The organism is Sphingobacterium suaedae, assembly GCF_042684625.1.
Classification (GTDB): Bacteria; Bacteroidota; Bacteroidia; order Sphingobacteriales; family Sphingobacteriaceae; genus Sphingobacterium; species Sphingobacterium suaedae.
Map to the genome: position 1 here is coordinate 112,912 of NZ_JBHULR010000006.1, position 16,395 is coordinate 129,306.

At 44.6% G+C, this 16,395-nt stretch carries 14 protein-coding genes; 8 read left to right on the plus strand and 6 right to left on the minus strand.

Translation table 11 applies throughout. The annotated features are described in order from the left end of the window. Positions 1-109: 109 nt before the first annotated feature. The 4 genes from recJ to ACFSR5_RS14550 all read left to right on the plus strand — a co-directional run bounded on the left by recJ (position 110) and on the right by ACFSR5_RS14550 (position 5,311). Positions 110-1,804 carry a single-stranded-DNA-specific exonuclease RecJ gene (recJ, locus tag ACFSR5_RS14535; protein WP_380905059.1) on the plus strand — a complete coding sequence of 565 codons (1,695 nt, stop codon included), beginning with the start codon at positions 110-112 and terminating at the stop codon, positions 1,802-1,804. A 33-nt stretch (positions 1,805-1,837) separates the two neighbouring features. Then, entirely contained in the window at positions 1,838-2,572 is a 735-nt protein-coding gene (lptB, locus tag ACFSR5_RS14540; RefSeq protein WP_380905061.1) for an LPS export ABC transporter ATP-binding protein, read from the plus strand. Positions 2,573-2,595: 23 nt separating this feature from the next. Then, positions 2,596-4,113 (plus strand): GH3 auxin-responsive promoter family protein, encoded by a 1,518-nt coding sequence (locus ACFSR5_RS14545; protein ID WP_380905063.1) that lies wholly within the window; start codon positions 2,596-2,598, stop codon positions 4,111-4,113. 130 nt (positions 4,114-4,243) lie between these two features. Beyond that, positions 4,244-5,311: a branched-chain amino acid aminotransferase gene (locus tag ACFSR5_RS14550; RefSeq protein WP_380905065.1), complete on the plus strand. Its 1,068-nt coding sequence runs from the start codon at positions 4,244-4,246 to the stop codon at positions 5,309-5,311. Between the two features lie 49 nt (positions 5,312-5,360). Here the strand turns inward: ACFSR5_RS14550 and miaA are convergent, their stop codons facing one another. From miaA to ACFSR5_RS14575, 5 genes are all read right to left on the minus strand, one after another. Further along, a complete protein-coding gene (gene miaA / locus ACFSR5_RS14555) occupies positions 5,361-6,272 on the minus strand; it encodes a tRNA (adenosine(37)-N6)-dimethylallyltransferase MiaA (RefSeq protein WP_380905067.1) in 912 nt (303 codons plus the stop codon). 75 nt (positions 6,273-6,347) lie between these two features. After that, positions 6,348-6,950 carry an IS1096 element passenger TnpR family protein gene (locus tag ACFSR5_RS14560; RefSeq protein WP_380905069.1) on the minus strand — a complete coding sequence of 201 codons (603 nt, stop codon included), beginning with the start codon at positions 6,948-6,950 and terminating at the stop codon, positions 6,348-6,350. Positions 6,951-7,009: 59 nt separating this feature from the next. Next, positions 7,010-8,428 carry a CCA tRNA nucleotidyltransferase gene (locus ACFSR5_RS14565; RefSeq protein ID WP_380905071.1) on the minus strand — a complete coding sequence of 473 codons (1,419 nt, stop codon included), beginning with the start codon at positions 8,426-8,428 and terminating at the stop codon, positions 7,010-7,012. Between the two features lie 146 nt (positions 8,429-8,574). Beyond that, entirely contained in the window at positions 8,575-9,630 is a 1,056-nt protein-coding gene (gene pdxA / locus ACFSR5_RS14570; RefSeq protein ID WP_380905073.1) for a 4-hydroxythreonine-4-phosphate dehydrogenase PdxA, read from the minus strand. Between the two features lie 82 nt (positions 9,631-9,712). After that, positions 9,713-10,039, minus strand: coding sequence for a hypothetical protein (locus tag ACFSR5_RS14575; RefSeq protein ID WP_380905075.1), 327 nt, complete (start codon positions 10,037-10,039; stop codon positions 9,713-9,715). Positions 10,040-10,371: 332 nt separating this feature from the next. Here ACFSR5_RS14575 and rsmA point away from each other — a divergent pair, with 332 nt between their 5' ends. From rsmA to ACFSR5_RS14590, 3 genes are read left to right on the plus strand one after another with little or no spacing between them, the layout of a single operon-like run. After that, a complete protein-coding gene (gene rsmA / locus ACFSR5_RS14580) occupies positions 10,372-11,151 on the plus strand; it encodes a 16S rRNA (adenine(1518)-N(6)/adenine(1519)-N(6))-dimethyltransferase RsmA (protein ID WP_380905077.1) in 780 nt (259 codons plus the stop codon). A gap of 8 nt (positions 11,152-11,159) precedes the next feature. Beyond that, on the plus strand, positions 11,160-12,320 hold the full coding sequence (locus tag ACFSR5_RS14585) for an FAD-dependent monooxygenase (protein WP_380905079.1): 1,161 nt from the start codon (positions 11,160-11,162) through the stop codon (positions 12,318-12,320). A 1-nt stretch (position 12,321) separates the two neighbouring features. Continuing rightward, positions 12,322-13,254 (plus strand): NAD(P)-dependent oxidoreductase, encoded by a 933-nt coding sequence (locus ACFSR5_RS14590; protein WP_380905081.1) that lies wholly within the window; start codon positions 12,322-12,324, stop codon positions 13,252-13,254. On the opposite strand, the gene ACFSR5_RS14595 is transcribed toward ACFSR5_RS14590, so the two are convergent. Then, a complete protein-coding gene (locus tag ACFSR5_RS14595) occupies positions 13,232-14,113 on the minus strand; it encodes a hypothetical protein (RefSeq protein WP_380905083.1) in 882 nt (293 codons plus the stop codon). The two genes, ACFSR5_RS14590 and ACFSR5_RS14595, sit on opposite strands and share 23 nt — an antisense overlap. A 361-nt stretch (positions 14,114-14,474) precedes the next feature. Here ACFSR5_RS14595 and acs point away from each other — a divergent pair, with 361 nt between their 5' ends. After that, the gene (gene acs / locus ACFSR5_RS14600) at positions 14,475-16,394 is read left to right on the plus strand and encodes an acetate--CoA ligase (RefSeq protein WP_380905085.1); all 1,920 of its coding nucleotides are present in this window, start codon (positions 14,475-14,477) and stop codon (positions 16,392-16,394) included. Position 16,395: the final 1 nt, after the last annotated feature.

A 16,395-nucleotide genomic window follows, 5' to 3' on the forward strand; every position in this document is an offset into this window, starting at 1 on the left:
TTTTTCTGTAAACACGTATGCCACAAGGCCTTCTTCTGCGAGACCGGACATGCATTAGGTAAACCAATTTACAAAACGTATATTTACACGTTAATACAGCTGCAAAGATATGCAAAAAAGGTGGGTAGTAAAGCCAAAAAATGATGTAAAGAAGACCAACAAATTGCGCGACGAGCTTGGTATAAGTTCGGTCATCGCTGAGTTACTTCTTCACCGCAGCATCGACACCTTTGAGCAAGCAAAACTCTTTTTCAGGCCCTCGTTGGACATGCTGCACGACCCTTTCTTGATGCAAGATATGGAAAAAGCCATATCGCGTATTGAAAAAGCGATCGGCAATAAAGAAAAGATACTCATCTATGGAGATTATGACGTGGATGGAACGACTGCCGTTTCCGTCGTGTATAGCTTTTTCAGAGATTTCCACTCTGGTCTAGAATTTTATATACCAGACCGTTATCTCGAAGGCTATGGAATTTCGACAAAAGGCATCGACTACGCTGCGGAGCATGGTTTCACGCTTATAATCGCATTGGACTGTGGTATCAAAGCAATCGAAAAAGTGAGCTATGCCAAATCGAAGAATATAGATTTTATCATTGGAGATCACCACCTACCAGGCCCAAACATCCCCGACGCGGTGGCTGTACTCGATCCGAAAAGATCCGACTGTCCGTACCCGTATAAGGAACTCTCGGGCTGCGGTATTGGTTTTAAGCTAATTCAGGCTTTCATCCAAAAAAACGGGATGGACATACAATTGGCGTATCAATATCTTGATCTCGTGGCCGTGAGCATAGCTTCCGATATTGTACCGATCACGGGAGAAAATCGAATTTTGACCCACTTCGGCTTGAAAAAGTTGAATACAAACCCGAATTGCGGCCTACAAGCACTGATTAACCTGTCCTCCAACAAAACCGGACAATTTTCAGTGAATGATATTGTATTTCAGATCGGCCCTCGCATCAATGCGGCCGGCCGAATTGAACATGCAAAAGACGCCGTGAAGTTGCTTATATCCAAATCATTGCAAGAGGCCAAAGATTTTTCCACAACGGTGGACGACCAAAACAATTTGCGGAAGGATTTCGATCTCAGGATCACCGAGGAAGCGCTGGATATCATCAACAACGATGTTCTGCTCCAACAACGAAAGTCCACCGTATTATTTAAAGAAGACTGGCATAAAGGTGTCATCGGTATTGTTGCATCACGCCTTACCGAGAAGTATTACCGACCGACCATCATCCTCACGCAGACCAACGGCCATATTGCAGGCTCAGCCCGCTCGGTTCTGGGATTCGACTTATACGAGGCATTGAGTGAATGCAGTGATCTCCTCGAACAGTACGGAGGACACAAATATGCTGCAGGATTGACCATGCGTTTGGAAAACGTCCCTGCTTTTCAGGAAAAATTTGAACTGGTTGTCAGTAACAGCATTAAACCGGAAATGCTCCAACAGGAGGTCTTGATTGACACCGAAATACAATTGCAGGACATCGACGCCAAATTCCATCGAATCCTAAAACAATTTGAGCCTTTCGGCCCGCAAAATGAAGCTCCCATTTTACTGACGCGTCAGGTGCATGGAACGGGATATATTGTTGGCGCTAACCACTTGAAAATAACCGTTATCCATGGACAATCGCGCTCATTTGAATGCATTGGCTTCGGACTGGCGAGTGCGATAGATCATATCAATAGCGGTCGTCCGTTTGACATTTGCTATACCATTGAAGAGAATAACTGGCGGGGAAAAAAGAATTTGCAATTAAATATCAAAGCAATCCGTTATTAAAATATATTTGTAATCAAACGATTCAAAGAGCAGATGATTTTAAAGGCCGAACATTTGATCAAGAAATATAAGCAACGGACTGTTGTCAATGATGTTTCTTTCCATGTCGAACAAGGAGAAATCGTAGGTTTGTTGGGCCCTAACGGCGCTGGAAAGACAACTTCTTTTTATATGATCGTAGGCCTCATTAAGCCAAACGATGGTCACGTGTTCTTGGATGAACAGGAAATAACCCAGGATGCGATGTTTCAGCGTGCACAAAAAGGCATCGGATACTTGGCACAAGAGGCGTCTGTTTTCCGTAAACTATCGGTCGAGAATAATATTCTCGCGGTGCTCGAAATCCACTATCCCAATAAAGAGGAACGGGTGGCAAAACTGGAAGAGCTCCTAACTGAATTCAGCTTACATCGCGTGCGAAAAAATCGCGGTGACCTACTTTCCGGAGGAGAGCGTCGGCGTACCGAAATTGCGCGCGCACTTGCTGCAAACCCAAACTTTATTCTGCTGGATGAGCCTTTCGCAGGAGTCGATCCCATTGCGGTTGAGGAAATCCAAACCATTGTCTCGAAGCTTAAGCGTAAAAATATCGGCGTCTTGATCACCGACCACAACGTACAGGAAACATTGTCGATAACGGATAGGGCCTACCTCTTGACAGAAGGAAAAATAATGCTGACCGGCACACCTGAGGAAATCGCGGAAAATGAATTAGCGCGTAAATTTTACTTAGGCCGCCACTTTGAGCTTCGAAGAAAAAAACTATAAACTAAGCCTACAAGCGTCGACTTATGGAAATACTCAATTCTCTTTTCACGTGGATTATGAAAAAGCGCATTCATCAGATTGAGCTTTTTATGAAATATCCACACGATGTGCAAGAAGAGTGGTTTCAAAGTTTGATCTCCACAGCAGAGGCTACCGAGTGGGGAAAAAAATATGACTACAACAGTATTTTGACGCCAGAAGAGTACAAAAACCGAGTTCCTATCCAAGATTATGACGATATAAAAGGATATGTCGATCGAATGATCAAAGGAGAACAAAACCTCATCTGGCCATCGGACATCAAATGGTTTGCAAAATCATCGGGGACGACCTCCGAACGATCGAAGTTTATTCCGGTCAGTATGGAAGCATTAGAAGATTGTCACTACCAAGGCGGAAAAGATATGCTTTCCATTTATTGCCATAATAAACCGGAAAGCAAGGTCTTTACTGGCAAATCGGTGGTCATCGGCGGTTCTTCACAAATTAACAACTTTAGCCCGGACTCGTATTACGGTGACTTATCTTCCATTCTTATCCGTAATCTTCCGTTCTGGGCAGAATTTAAACGCACCCCCAATTTAGAAGTAACGCTCAATCCGAACTTCGAAGAAAAAATAGAACAAATTGCTCAGATTACCGTTAAAGAAAACGTCACTAGCCTCGCAGGCGTTCCAACCTGGAACATCGTTATGGCCAAACGCGTTTTAGAAATAACCGGCAAAGACAATCTACTGGAAATTTGGCCCAATCTGGAATTCTACGGCCATGGTGGTGTCAGCTTCAAACCCTACCGTGAGCAATTTAAGCAGTTAATCCCCTCGGATAACATGTATTATCTGGAAAACTATAATGCATCGGAAGGTTACTTCGGTCTGCAGGACGAATCGGGGTCAGACGACTTATTGCTCATGCTCGATTATGGTATTTATTACGAGTTTCTCCCGATGGAGCATATCCACGACGAGCACCCCAAAACGCTGGGATTAGATGAAGTGGAACTCGGCACAAACTATGCACTGATTATTTCCACCAACGCTGGGTTGTGGCGCTATAAAATTGGCGACACCATCAAATTTACCTCACTGTCTCCGTTTCGTTTTCAGATTTCTGGAAGGACGAAACATTACATCAATACCTTTGGAGAAGAAGTTATCGTAGACAATGCGGAACATGCATTGTCCGTAGCCTGCAAAGCAACAGAAGCCATCATACGGGATTATACGGCTGGTCCAGTATACTTCAGTCGAGGCGAAGCGGGCGCACACGAATGGATTATCGAGTTCGAAAAACAGCCCACCGATTTCCAGTCGTTTTGTGAAAAACTAGATGCTACATTACGAGAAATAAATTCCGATTACGACGCTAAACGATTCAAAGATTTGGCTTTGCGTTTCCCTATCATCCATAATGCCAAACAGGACACCTTCTATCGCTGGATGAAATCCCGAGGCAAACTGGGGGGGCAGAATAAGGTTCCTCGACTCGCAAATGACCGAACCTACCTAGATAATTTACTCCACATGATACGTGAGTCCTAATTAGCGAACCTTCCCGTTTTCTTCCGCCTGCGTTCCTTCGTAAAATAGTTGCCGATTCATTTTTTGGCTTCCAAGGATATGAATCTATAGATTCTTTTTTCTAAATTGCACATTCTTAATTTTTAATGTGATGAGCGAGACGAATACCTATTCAATTCGCGTAGAGCCAACGAAACAATCAAGACTCTCGCAAGTAGATTTCAACAATCTGAAGTTTGGTCAAATCATGTCTGACCATATGCTAGTGGCTAACTATGACAACGGAAGCTGGACAAGTGTCAGCATCGTGCCTTATGGCGATCTGACGGTCAGCCCTTCTATGTCGGCATTACACTATGGCCAAGCTATTTTTGAGGGTATTAAAGGATATAAATTTGCAGATGGAACGGTTAGTATCTTTCGTCCAGACCGCAATTGGGAGCGCTTCAATAAATCGGCAAAACGTTTGCAAATGCCGGAAGTACCGGAGGAAATTTTTATCGATGGACTTCGTGAGTTGCTCAACGTGGATCGCGATTGGGTTCCGTCGGTAGATGGTACCTCACTGTATATCCGACCTTTTATGTTTGGTACGGAAGCTGCTTTGGGAGTACATCCTTCTGCCTCTTACCAGTTTATTGTGATCACCTGTCCAGTAGGTGCATATTATAGCAAACCAATCAGCTTGAAAGTGGAAACTTTCTATACACGGGCGGCCGAAGGAGGAGTTGGCTTTTCCAAAAATGCAGGAAATTACGCCTTGTCGCTTTATCCTACCCAACTCGCAAATGAAGAAGGGTATGATCAGATCATGTGGACCGACGCCGCTGAACACAAGTACATCGAAGAAGCGGGTACGGCCAACCTGATCTTCCGTATCGGCGATACGATTATCACGCCGCATGGCGATACCATCCTTCACGGTGTTACGCGACGTACCATCATTGAACTTGCCGAGAAATGGGGATATAAAGCCGAACAACGTAAAGTATCCGTACAGGAATTGATCGATGGGATTAAAGATGGAAGTGTCTCCGAAGCCTTTGCCGCTGGAACTGCAGCAACCATTACCCATATTTCTAAAATTGGTTTTAACGGACAGGACTATGACCTGCCGCCGGTGGAAGGTCGGGAATTCTCGAATAAAGTACTAGACTATCTAAACCAACTCCGTTACGGAAAAATTGAAGATCCTTTTGGATGGAATTTCATTGTATAGACGTACGATAAAAAAAGGCGATTTAAAAATCGCCTTTTTTTATGCCTCATTACTTGCCTTCAGTTTTAGCATCAATGTAAGCAACGATGTCGTTCAGCGCTGTTGGTTCAAACCACCGGGTATCACCATACTTTTTAAACCAGGTAATTTGCCGCTTTGCATACCGTCGGGAGTTTTGTTTAATGCGATCCACGGCATCCTCTAACGTGCTTTGTCCATCCAGATAGGCAAACAGTTCTGCGTAACCCACCGTCAATAGTGCAGGCTTTTCCCGATACACTTTCAGGGACTTCACCTCCTGCAGTAGCCCTGTTTCCATCATTCGGTCCACACGGCGGTTAATGCGGTCGTACAAGAGCGTTCTATCCATGTTCAGTCCGATCGTAATCACATCAAAAGGTCTCTCTTCTAGTTTTCCCGCTCGGAAAGCGGAAAATGGCTTTCCCGTGGCCTCGAAGACTTCTAATGCGCGGATCACACGTTGGGGGTTTTGCACATCCGCTTGCTCGTAATATACAGGATCAACATTTTTTAAACGCGCTTGAAGCGGTTCTATGCCCTGCTCCAAAAAAAGACGATTCAACTGGTCTCTAACTTCGACAGGAGCCTTAGGGAGATCATCTAAACCTTCACACAACGCCCGGACGAACAAACCTGATCCGCCGACTACGATGACTTGGTCATGTTTTCGGAATAAGTTATCCAACAAGGCCAACGCATCCCGTTCAAAATCGCCAGCGGAGTACTCTTCTGTTATAGAATGAGAATGGATAAAATGGTGTCTAGCTTGCGCCAGTTCGAATTCGTCTGGCTTGGCCGTACCAATAGACATCTCCCGGTAAAATTGCCGAGAATCTGCGGAAATCACTTCCGTGTCATAATGATTGGCCAAAGCGACGCCCATAGCCGTCTTTCCTATGGCAGTTGGCCCAACAACAACAATAAGTTTCTTTTTCTTCACGCCATTCCCTATAAAAATACCCTAGGGATTGCCTAAGGTATTTTTGTGTACATATACGAACCGCTCCGTTCCCGATTAGTATTCATCTTCGTAACCGCTCGATTTTTTTTCTTCACCTTCTCCTTCGCTCCCTCCCTCGCTTTCTTCATCATCAAACATATCGAAATCCTCATCATCGTCTACACCATACTCCGTATCATCGACAGGTGCATCGTCTTCATCATCATCGTCATCAGCAAGTCCTGTCGATAATGGGAAGTTTGATGCTGCAGCGTTCTTAGGTGCCTCTCCTACAGATTTGAAAACGAGTGGGTACTCCTTGCCATCTTCCTCTTTCAATATTTTGACTAACTCCACATGGAAGTCATAGGGTTTATCGAAATTATAGATGTAATAAAATTTTTGATGCGGGTCATCGATAAACTTACTTAAGCGAATATTCTCCATCAACAGCACACCGCTCTCCACTTTTCTAGCTGCGGGAAGCAAGGCAATTTCAGTCCCTTTTTTCCACTGGTCGTTACTGACGTAGAAGGACGAGGATACATCCGACCGATAATTTGTAGAGCGATGGATGGTTTCATGTAATTCTAAAAATGTGCCTTTAGAGGGCATATCAATTTCCCGATATACATCTTCATAATCCTCAAAAGTCACTCGAAATCTGTAAATAGCCATTCTTTGTCGTATCGTTTAGTTTTCTATCGAAAGATAAAATTACAATATTTTTTAAAAAATTAAAGTACGGTATTATTCTTCCGTATTAACCCCATTTCTTCTCCTTTTTTGAACACAAACCGAAGCGCGTCTTCCCGGTTGTTTTCGACCTCACCTTCCAGAATCGCCTCACGCATGGCATTTTTTATGACACCAATGACGCGACCTGGACCAAGTCCGAACAGTGTCATGATGTCCTCCCCCGAAACCGGAGGCTGCCAATTACGGATCTGATCGCGCGCTTCGACATCTTTTAATTTTTGTTTAACCAGTTCGAAGTTGTCCCGGTACTTCCGCTTCTTAAACTCATTTTTTGTCGTCACATCAGCGTGGCACAACAACATGAGCGCATCAATATCATCTCCTGCTTCAAACAATAATCGTCTGACAGCAGAGTCAGTGACAATATCTTGGGCCAATACGATTGGACGCAAATGAAGTTGAACCAGTTTTTGTACAAACTTCATTTTGTCGTTCAAGGGAAGTTTCAGTTCGGCAAAAATCTTGGGTACCATACGAGCACCCCGATCTTCGTGTCCGTGAAAAGTCCAGCCTATACGTTTGTCAAAACGCTTGGTGGCAGGTTTAGCAATGTCATGCATAATGGCAGCCCAGCGCAACCAAAGATCATCCGACATCGAGGCCACATTGTCCAATACCTCCAGCGTATGGTAAAAGTTATCTTTATGTCCCCGTCCATCGATAATGTCGACACCATGCAGTTGTTGCATCGCGGGAAAAATATACGCCAATAGGCCCGTATCGAAAAGATACCGAAATCCAATCGATGGCTTAGGTGCCGACACGATCTTATTCAGCTCGTCTGTGATACGCTCTTTCGATATGATTTGTATACGAGCGGCATTCTCCACGATCGCTTGCACAGCTTGTATATCGATTTTGAAATTCAACTGGGTTGCAAACCGGATGGCACGCATCATGCGTAGCGGATCATCTGAAAAGGTTATATTCGGATCCAGCGGCGTTCGGATCAAGCGATGTTGAATATCGGCCAGACCTTGGAAAGGGTCTACCAATTCCCCGTAGCAATGACTATTCAAGCAGTAAGCCATGGCGTTGATCGTGAAATCGCGCCGGTTCTGATCGTCTTCCAAGGTGCCATCTTCCACGATCGGGTTTCTGGAATTTGATCGATAGGATTCTCGACGAGCGCCGACAAATTCGACATGAATGTCATCATAGACCAGCATCGCAGTCCCAAAACTTTTATAAACAGCCACCTTCGTTTGTAAGACCTCCCCGAGCTTCGTAGCGAAATCTATCCCACTTCCGATAACCACGATATCGACGTCATTTTTGAAGGAACGTTGCATGATTCGGTCACGAACATAACCGCCTATCACATAACACGCCAACTTTTCTTTATCCGCTAAATCTCTGATTATTTGAAAAATAGGATGTTGTAAATTTTCTCGCATAGCAAACTTCTCTAGGCCCAAACCTATTAAGTCGCAAAAATACAGATTATTTCACATAAATCAGCATCAAAGTGCTGGCATTGGCGTGCACGGGACTGAATACGTACGCTCGGATTTCTCTGTATTCGTACCTTGCATACACTGTATTAATCCCGATCTTTAGACAAGCGCCGGAAAGCCAATGGATTGGAAGCCAGCTCTGCCTGTTCGCGACGGCGCTGCACAATATGCACTGCGGAAAAAATAGCCTCTAAAAATGATTCATGGGAAGCGATATTTTTTCCAGCTATATCGTAGCCGGTTCCATGATCGGGTGATGTGCGAACAAAAGGTAATCCCGCCGTGTAGTTCACTCCTTTGCGGGATGCAATGTGTTTAAATGGAATTAATCCCTGATCGTGGTACATGGCTAATACCGCATCAAATTTGGTATAGGCATCACTCGCAAACAAACCGTCGGCTGGATAAGGACCAAAACAGAAGATGCCCGCTTCATTAGCGCGCTGTATGGCCGGTTTGATAATTTCTTCGTCTTCCGTTCCAATGAGACCATTATCACCGGCATGTGGGTTCAGGCCCAAAACGGCAATCTTCGGTTTCTGAACCCAAAAATCAGTTTTCAAACTCTCGTTCATCATCACCAACTTCTGCAAGATCGCTTCCTGTGTAATGCCCGACGCGACGTCTTTCACCGGTATATGCCCCGTGACTACTCCAATACGCAAGTCGTCACTAATCATAAACATCAGGACATCTTCTGCGCCTACCTTCGACTGAAGATATTCTGTGTGCCCTGGGAATTGGAAACCTTCTTGCTGAATATTATGCTTATTAATAGGCGCCGTTACCAACGCGTCAATTTTACCTGCTTGCAGATCATCGACAGCTTTTTCTAACGATAAAAAAGCATACCGACCGCCCAGTTCGTTCTGCTCGCCCAAGGATATCTTCACATCCTCTTGCCAACAATTGATCATATTCGGGCGTTTGGGATTGGCTTGTTCCGCCGCTTGGATGACATTAAAGCTGAAATCTTGGATACCAATAGCTTTCCGATGAAATGAAGCAACCTTTGTATTACCATAGACTATAGGTGTAAAATATTCCAGTATACGGGTATCGGTCAATGATTTAATGATAACTTCTAACCCAATTCCGTTAACATCCCCTATGGTAATTCCAATTTTTAGTTTCTCACTCATTTTCTGAAAGCTTTAAATCAAAATTACAAAATTTAGGTTAATAATAAAGCTTTCAGTACATCCATGCGAGCTAATCTTTTCGTTATTTCTCCGGCAAATAGCGCTTGTCTCCTTTCTGATCAAGGTAAAATTTTTTATTATTTGCATCAATAAACACATCAAATCCATTGTGTTTTTCGCCGGTAGGCTTGTCTACTACTTTGGCGGGTTCGTTCTTCTTTTCTTTTTTTGTAAATACATTGGAATCTGGAACAACCGGGTTTGTCTTACCGGGCATTGGAACTGGTTTGGGTTTAATAGGTATAGGTTTTTTTGTCGGATTTTCCTGCGCTTGCACCATACCTAACTGCAAAACGAAAACGGCGGCTACTATAGCGGCTAGCTTTCCTAGGTCAATGAACCTTTTCATTATCTTTTGTTTTATGTCATGATTTTACTTGCCACAAAACAAGCACCAAGGGGATCATTTTAAACTAGAAATAACATATTTTCAACAGTTTACACCTTTTAAATTAAATAGACCACTGAATATTAAGCAGGAATTAAGTCAATGACCATGGTGACCGTATGATGTGCTGATCGCTGTCCTACGGCGCGAAATATCGGGTGTATAAAAAGGACACCGCTATTCCATCGATCCATTACCACCCATCGCGGCATAACCCCGGAGATCAGCCTCCTTATCTGCTGTGTAGGCGCCGCCTAATGCTGAAAAATCGTATCTTTGTCGAAAGAATCAAGATGAGTACGGTACGCGCAAAAAAACACTTAGGTCAGCATTTTCTCAACGACAAAGGTGCCGCCAAAAAAATAGTCGAAGCTTTAGATCCCGCTTTAGGCTTCCAACAGGTTTTGGAGGTCGGCCCGGGGATGGGCGTTCTTTCCGACTTCTTATTGCAAAAAGAAGAGTATGAAACCTGGCTTATTGACGTGGACGACGAATCCATTGCTTATTTGGCGGATAAGTATCCACAACTGGAACATAGACTGATACACGGTGACTTCCTAACCTTGGATTTTGGCTCTCATTTCGGTGAGAAACTAGCAATAATCGGCAATTTTCCATACAATATATCTTCCCAAATTCTTTTTAAGATCCTCGACGAGCGACACCGGGTGGTGCAGATGACTGGTATGTTCCAAAAAGAAGTAGCCGAACGTTGTGTCGCAAAGCCGGGCAGTAAGGAATATGGTATTTTGAGCGTATTTCTCCAGGCATATTATGATGTACAATATTTATTTACCGTTAAAGCTGGAGCATTCAGCCCACCCCCGAAAGTACTGTCCGGTGTTATGAAAATGACGCGCAACGGTCGTGAGCAATTGGATTGCGATGAAAAACTCTTCTGGCGAATTGTAAAAGCGGCGTTTAATCAGCGTCGAAAAACGCTTCGAAATGCCCTTTCTGCAATTGTTCCGAAGGAGAAAATGAGTGACAACCCTTTATATGAACTTCGGGCGGAACGGCTTACCGTGGCTAATTTTGAGAAGTTAACTCGTGAAATTAGCGCTGTTTTATAGGGATATAGATGAAAAGACGGGTGACCATCATTGGCGGAGGGGTGGCTGGTTTGACAGCAGCCATCGGCTTGCTGCAGATAGGGCTGGATGTACAAGTATTCGAACGGGTGGCCGTACTGAAAGGCATAGGTGCAGGGTTTGGATTAGCTGCCAATGCCATGCGGGCTTTCGACCTCTTGGGCTTGCGGACTGGCGTTGAGCAGATCGGACATTTCCTTCCGTCGTACAACATTCTGGATCAACACGGCAACGTATTGGCCGAGCCGGATACAAAAGAAATCAGCAAGAATTACCAACAGAAGAACTTTGCTGTCCATCGGGCAGACTTGCACAAGTTCCTACATGAACAACTACCCGCGAACATCGTACACCTCGGGAAGGAAGCTATTAAATTTGAACGTTCCCCTCAAGGGGTTCGCATTTTTTTCTCGGATCAAACCGTGGTGGAGACCGATGCGTTAATTATGGCGGACGGCGTGCGTTCCAGATTACGTCAACAACTTCTCCCGTTTGCTCAACCGCGGTTCTCGGGATATACCTGTTGGCGGGCTGTTATAGATAACAGGCTCGTCGACTTACAGTCGTCTACGGAAACTTGGGGACCTAAAGGTCGTTTTGGAATGACGCCATTGGCCGGAAATAAGGTGTATTGGTATGCGTGTGTCAATGCTCCACAAAATAGTTCAAAATATAGGTCGTTTAAGGTTTTCGACCTACAAAAGCATTTTGCAGATTACCACACACCGATACCGCAGATACTGCAGAATACGTCAGACGAACTCCTGCTCTGGAACGATATTATTGATATTGAACCCCTGGCAAGCTTAGCTTACGGCAATATCCTTTTGATCGGGGATGCCGGCCATGCAACCACGCCAAATTTAGGACAGGGCGCTTGTCAGGCCATTGAAGATGTTGCGGTGCTCGTCGATGAATTAACACAAAACCAGCAGGACTTTGAAACAGCGTTTGCGCACGTCAGTACGCGCCGGCTCAGGCGCACGCGCTACATTACAGAAACCTCGTGGCGCGTTGGTAAGGTCGCCCAGTGGGAATCGCCGTGGCTAATTTCCATCCGAAATACCCTGTTACGCATGATGCCCAATACATTAAAACAGCTTCAGTTACAAAAGCTATTGAACGAAGATTTTATGTCTATTACAAAGTAAGATGGAAACACGAATTTTAATTGTTGATGATATTCATGAGGTTTTACTGGACAAACTACAGTCCGCTAATTTAGCATTCGATTACCGTCCGGCGTTCACCCGGCTGGATGCTGAAGCGGAAATAGGATTATATACCGGCCTGATAATTCGATCGAAATTCCAAGTGGACAGGGCATTCATTGATCAGGCACCACACTTGCAGTTCATTGCTCGGGCAGGCGCTGGCATGGACAATATTGATGAGGATTATGCGCGTTTAATGGATATTTCCTTAATTTCTGCAAACGAAGGAAACCGAGATGCTGTGGGCGAACATATGATCGGCATGCTGCTCAGTTTAATGAACAATCTGGGCCGGGGCGATCGAGAGATTCGTGCCGGCGTTTGGAAAAGAGAAGAAAACCGAGGTTACGAACTGAAAGGTCGCACTGTAGCCCTCATTGGTTATGGACACAACGGGCAGGCCATGGCTAAAAAATTGCTTGGATTCGACGTAAACGTGATTGCGTACGACAAATATAAAACCGGTTTCTCCGATGAATATGCCCGGGAGGTTTCCATGGAAGAGGTGGTTCGTCAAGCAGACGTTCTCAGCTTTCACATTCCGCTAACTCGAGAAACGAGAGGCTTAGTCAACGATGAATATTTATTTCATTTCCGGAAGCCTATTTTCTTTTTGATGGGCGCCCGTGGCGGCATCGTCGACATACAGGCCGTTCTAAATTATATCGATAAGGGGCGAATTCTAGGCGCTGCATTTGATGTCCTTCCTGTGGAGAAATTCCCGGCTCTTGGAGAACAAACCTGGTTTACGCAACTGGTCAACAACGAGAAGATCTTGCTTAGCCCGCATGTTGCCGGTTGGACATTCGAAAGTTACTATAAGTTATCGGCGATACTTGCCGACAAGATTATAGCCAATAGGACCAGATAGCAACGGAACAGGCTACGAATATAAATTGGACAATCAACGCGAAATCCAGTAAATAAGCATAGTGATACCGATCCCTATTCCGAAAAACTACGCGTTTCAGCACAATCCCGATCAGGATATTGGTGAGTAAGATGCCTATTTTGACGGGAAACTGAAAATCGGCGATTACAATGCCTAGACTATGCAAACCCAACAAGAGGTAACACAGGTTAATCGCTTTTTCTGCTCCCAACATACTCGGGATGGTTTTTAAGTGATAGTACGAATCTTGTTGAATATCGCGAATATCGAAAGGTAACGTGCAGATAATCAAAAACACAAACTTCAATAGAAAAAGAAAAAGTAAGCGATGATGGTCTATTTCGAGACCGTCAAGGTGCAACTGAAACGCCGGCAGACATACCGAACTCAGTGTCCAGACCAAGGCGATGTGAAAAATTTTCATCCCCGGCAGTTGCCGTAAGCCGACCATCTTGCCTCGGTAGGGAAAAATAGGAAAGGAATAGGCCATACTGAGACCGCCTATTGCCGTCAAAAAAAGAAGATTATAGATATGTAGGTGATAGACGGTATATAGCAGCACCGCTCCAGCCAATGCACTATTTAACCACAAGATCCACTCATTCTGGAATACCCACCGCGTACGTCGGTAAATGGATGCTTTGGGATCTTTTGGTTTGGACAAAACAAGGCTGAAGTTATACAACAGCAACGTTGCCGCCCCTTCAATCGCGATGATGGAATAGTTGAAGGCCGATTCAAAAAAAATGTATGTTAAGGCACATTGTGCCGCAGCAGCTCCCCCTATGAGCAGGTTCGTATAAATAAAAAAGTAGTACCCCTGTTTCAAGAAATTCATACACATTCTAACTTCACGCTTGCCGATCGTAAGGAGCATATATACGTTTCGCTTTCGATAGCAGGTCTGCTCGTGGTTTTTCTTGACTATATGCGGCCCATCGGCAGACAAATTACGTTGAATAAAGTTACCAATAGTTACGGATCGTACAAATCCATAGGTAGAAAAAACAGAATCCGTGGTACCGCCGCTCCAACACAACGTATGATGCGGAGATAGTCGACTGTTATGTTCGTTGGGTAAAAAATTGATTTTAATGGCAAAAAAAACTAAATTAGCCTATTGATATTCAATACAGACACATTTTAATAAGTAATTGACTGTATTGAATAAGTAGTAGCATTAAATTTTTACCGAGAATATGAACCTACAGATTAAAAGTTTTGAGGAATATCAAGACGCATATAAACATAGCGTCGATAACCCAGAAGCATTTTGGGGAGAAATTGCTGAGCACTTCTTTTGGAAGAGGAAGTGGACGAATGTGTTAAACTGGAACTTCAGTGAGCCGTCCATAAAATGGTTTGAGGGGGGGAAACTAAATATAACCGAAAATTGCCTCGACCGCCATATCTATAGCTTAGGCGACAAACCCGCGATTATTTGGGAACCAAACGACCCGAATGAAGCACACCGCATCCTAACCTACAAACAGTTATTGAACAAGGTCGAAACGTTTGCCAATGTACTGAAAAACAACAACGTGGTAAAAGGCGACCGAGTGTGTATTTATTTGCCTATGGTACCTGAACTGGTCATTGCTGTACTTGCATGTGCCCGTATCGGTGCTATTCATTCAGTCGTTTTTGGAGGTTTTTCGGCACAGTCTATTGCTGACCGTATCAACGACGCGGCCTGTAAACTCGTAGTCACATCCGATGGTGGCTATCGCGCAAACAAAGTATTGGAACTAAAATCTATCGTGGATGATGCGCTGATGCAATGCAAGTCCGTAGAACGGGTGATTGTGTTGACGCGCACTCGTACGCCTATATCCATGATTAAGGGACGAGATGTATGGTGGGAAGATGAAATCAAAAAAGTGGAAACACAAGGAAATCCACCCTGCCCGGCCGAAGAAATGGATGCGGAGGACCCGCTTTTCATTTTGTATACCTCGGGATCGACGGGTAAGCCCAAAGGGGTTGTTCATACTACAGGAGGCTATATGGTCTATACGGGCTATACCTTCTCTAACGTTTTCCAGTACCAACCGGGGGAAGTTTACTTTTGTACAGCGGATATTGGCTGGATTACTGGACACAGTTACATTGTGTATGGCCCCTTGTCTCAGGGCGCGGTTTCCCTAATGTTTGAGGGTACGCCCACCTATCCCGATGCTGGCCGACTATGGGATATCGTTGAGAAATACAAGGTTAACATTTTATACACCGCTCCAACGGCTATCCGCTCTTTGATGGCGTTTGGAGACGATTTTGTAGAAAATAAAGACTTAAGCAGTATAAAAAAATTAGGGTCGGTAGGCGAGCCCATTAATGAGGAAGCGTGGCATTGGTACCATGAGAAAATTGGAAAAGGAAAAGCGCCTATTGCCGATACGTGGTGGCAAACGGAAAACGGAGGTATTTTAATTGCGCCTATGGCCGGTATATCGCCGACTATACCGGGCTACGCGATGTTGCCGCTACCTGGCGTGCAGCCTTGTCTTATGGACGAGAATGGTGTGGAAATCGAAGGCAACGACGTCTCTGGTAACCTTTGCATCAAATTTCCATGGCCGGGTATGTTACGTACCACTTGGGGAGATCATGAGCGTTGTAAGCAGACCTACTTCTCGACATACGAGAACAAATATTTTACCGGAGACGGTTGCTATCGTAACGCAGAAGGATACTACAAAATTACAGGCCGTGTTGATGATGTGCTCAATGTGTCCGGACACCGTATTGGTACCGCCGAAGTAGAAAATGCTATTAACATGCATTCTGACGTAGTCGAATCTGCGATTGTAGGGTATCCACATCCGGTGAAAGGCCAAGGGATTTACGCCTATGTAATTGCAAATCACCACATTGACGAGGATAGCACCCGAAAAGATATTTTGCAGACCATAACGCGTTTAATCGGTGCCATTGCAAAACCTGACATTATCCAATTTGTTGCCGACTTGCCTAAGACGAGATCAGGAAAAATCATGCGTCGTATTCTCCGCAAAATTGCGGAGGGCGAGCTGCAAAATTTAGGAGACACGTCTACCTTGCAGGATCCAACAGTCGTGGATGCTATCATCAAAGGCTCCGAAAAATTCCGGTCACAATAGG

Coding starts and splice junctions, on each gene's coding strand:
- recJ (WP_380905059.1), top strand. CDS start 110: ATGCAAAAAAGGTGGGTAGTAAAGCCAAAAAATGATGTAAAGAAGACC.
- lptB (WP_380905061.1), top strand. CDS start 1,838: ATGATTTTAAAGGCCGAACATTTGATCAAGAAATATAAGCAACGGACT.
- ACFSR5_RS14545 (WP_380905063.1), top strand. CDS start 2,596: ATGGAAATACTCAATTCTCTTTTCACGTGGATTATGAAAAAGCGCATT.
- ACFSR5_RS14550 (WP_380905065.1), top strand. CDS start 4,244: ATGAGCGAGACGAATACCTATTCAATTCGCGTAGAGCCAACGAAACAA.
- ACFSR5_RS14560 (WP_380905069.1), bottom strand. CDS start 6,950: ATGGCTATTTACAGATTTCGAGTGACTTTTGAGGATTATGAAGATGTA.
- ACFSR5_RS14565 (WP_380905071.1), bottom strand. CDS start 8,428: ATGCGAGAAAATTTACAACATCCTATTTTTCAAATAATCAGAGATTTA.
- pdxA (WP_380905073.1), bottom strand. CDS start 9,630: ATGAGTGAGAAACTAAAAATTGGAATTACCATAGGGGATGTTAACGGA.
- ACFSR5_RS14575 (WP_380905075.1), bottom strand. CDS start 10,039: ATGAAAAGGTTCATTGACCTAGGAAAGCTAGCCGCTATAGTAGCCGCC.
- rsmA (WP_380905077.1), top strand. CDS start 10,372: ATGAGTACGGTACGCGCAAAAAAACACTTAGGTCAGCATTTTCTCAAC.
- ACFSR5_RS14585 (WP_380905079.1), top strand. CDS start 11,160: ATGAAAAGACGGGTGACCATCATTGGCGGAGGGGTGGCTGGTTTGACA.
- ACFSR5_RS14590 (WP_380905081.1), top strand. CDS start 12,322: ATGGAAACACGAATTTTAATTGTTGATGATATTCATGAGGTTTTACTG.
- ACFSR5_RS14595 (WP_380905083.1), bottom strand. CDS start 14,113: ATGAATTTCTTGAAACAGGGGTACTACTTTTTTATTTATACGAACCTG.
- acs (WP_380905085.1), top strand. CDS start 14,475: ATGAACCTACAGATTAAAAGTTTTGAGGAATATCAAGACGCATATAAA.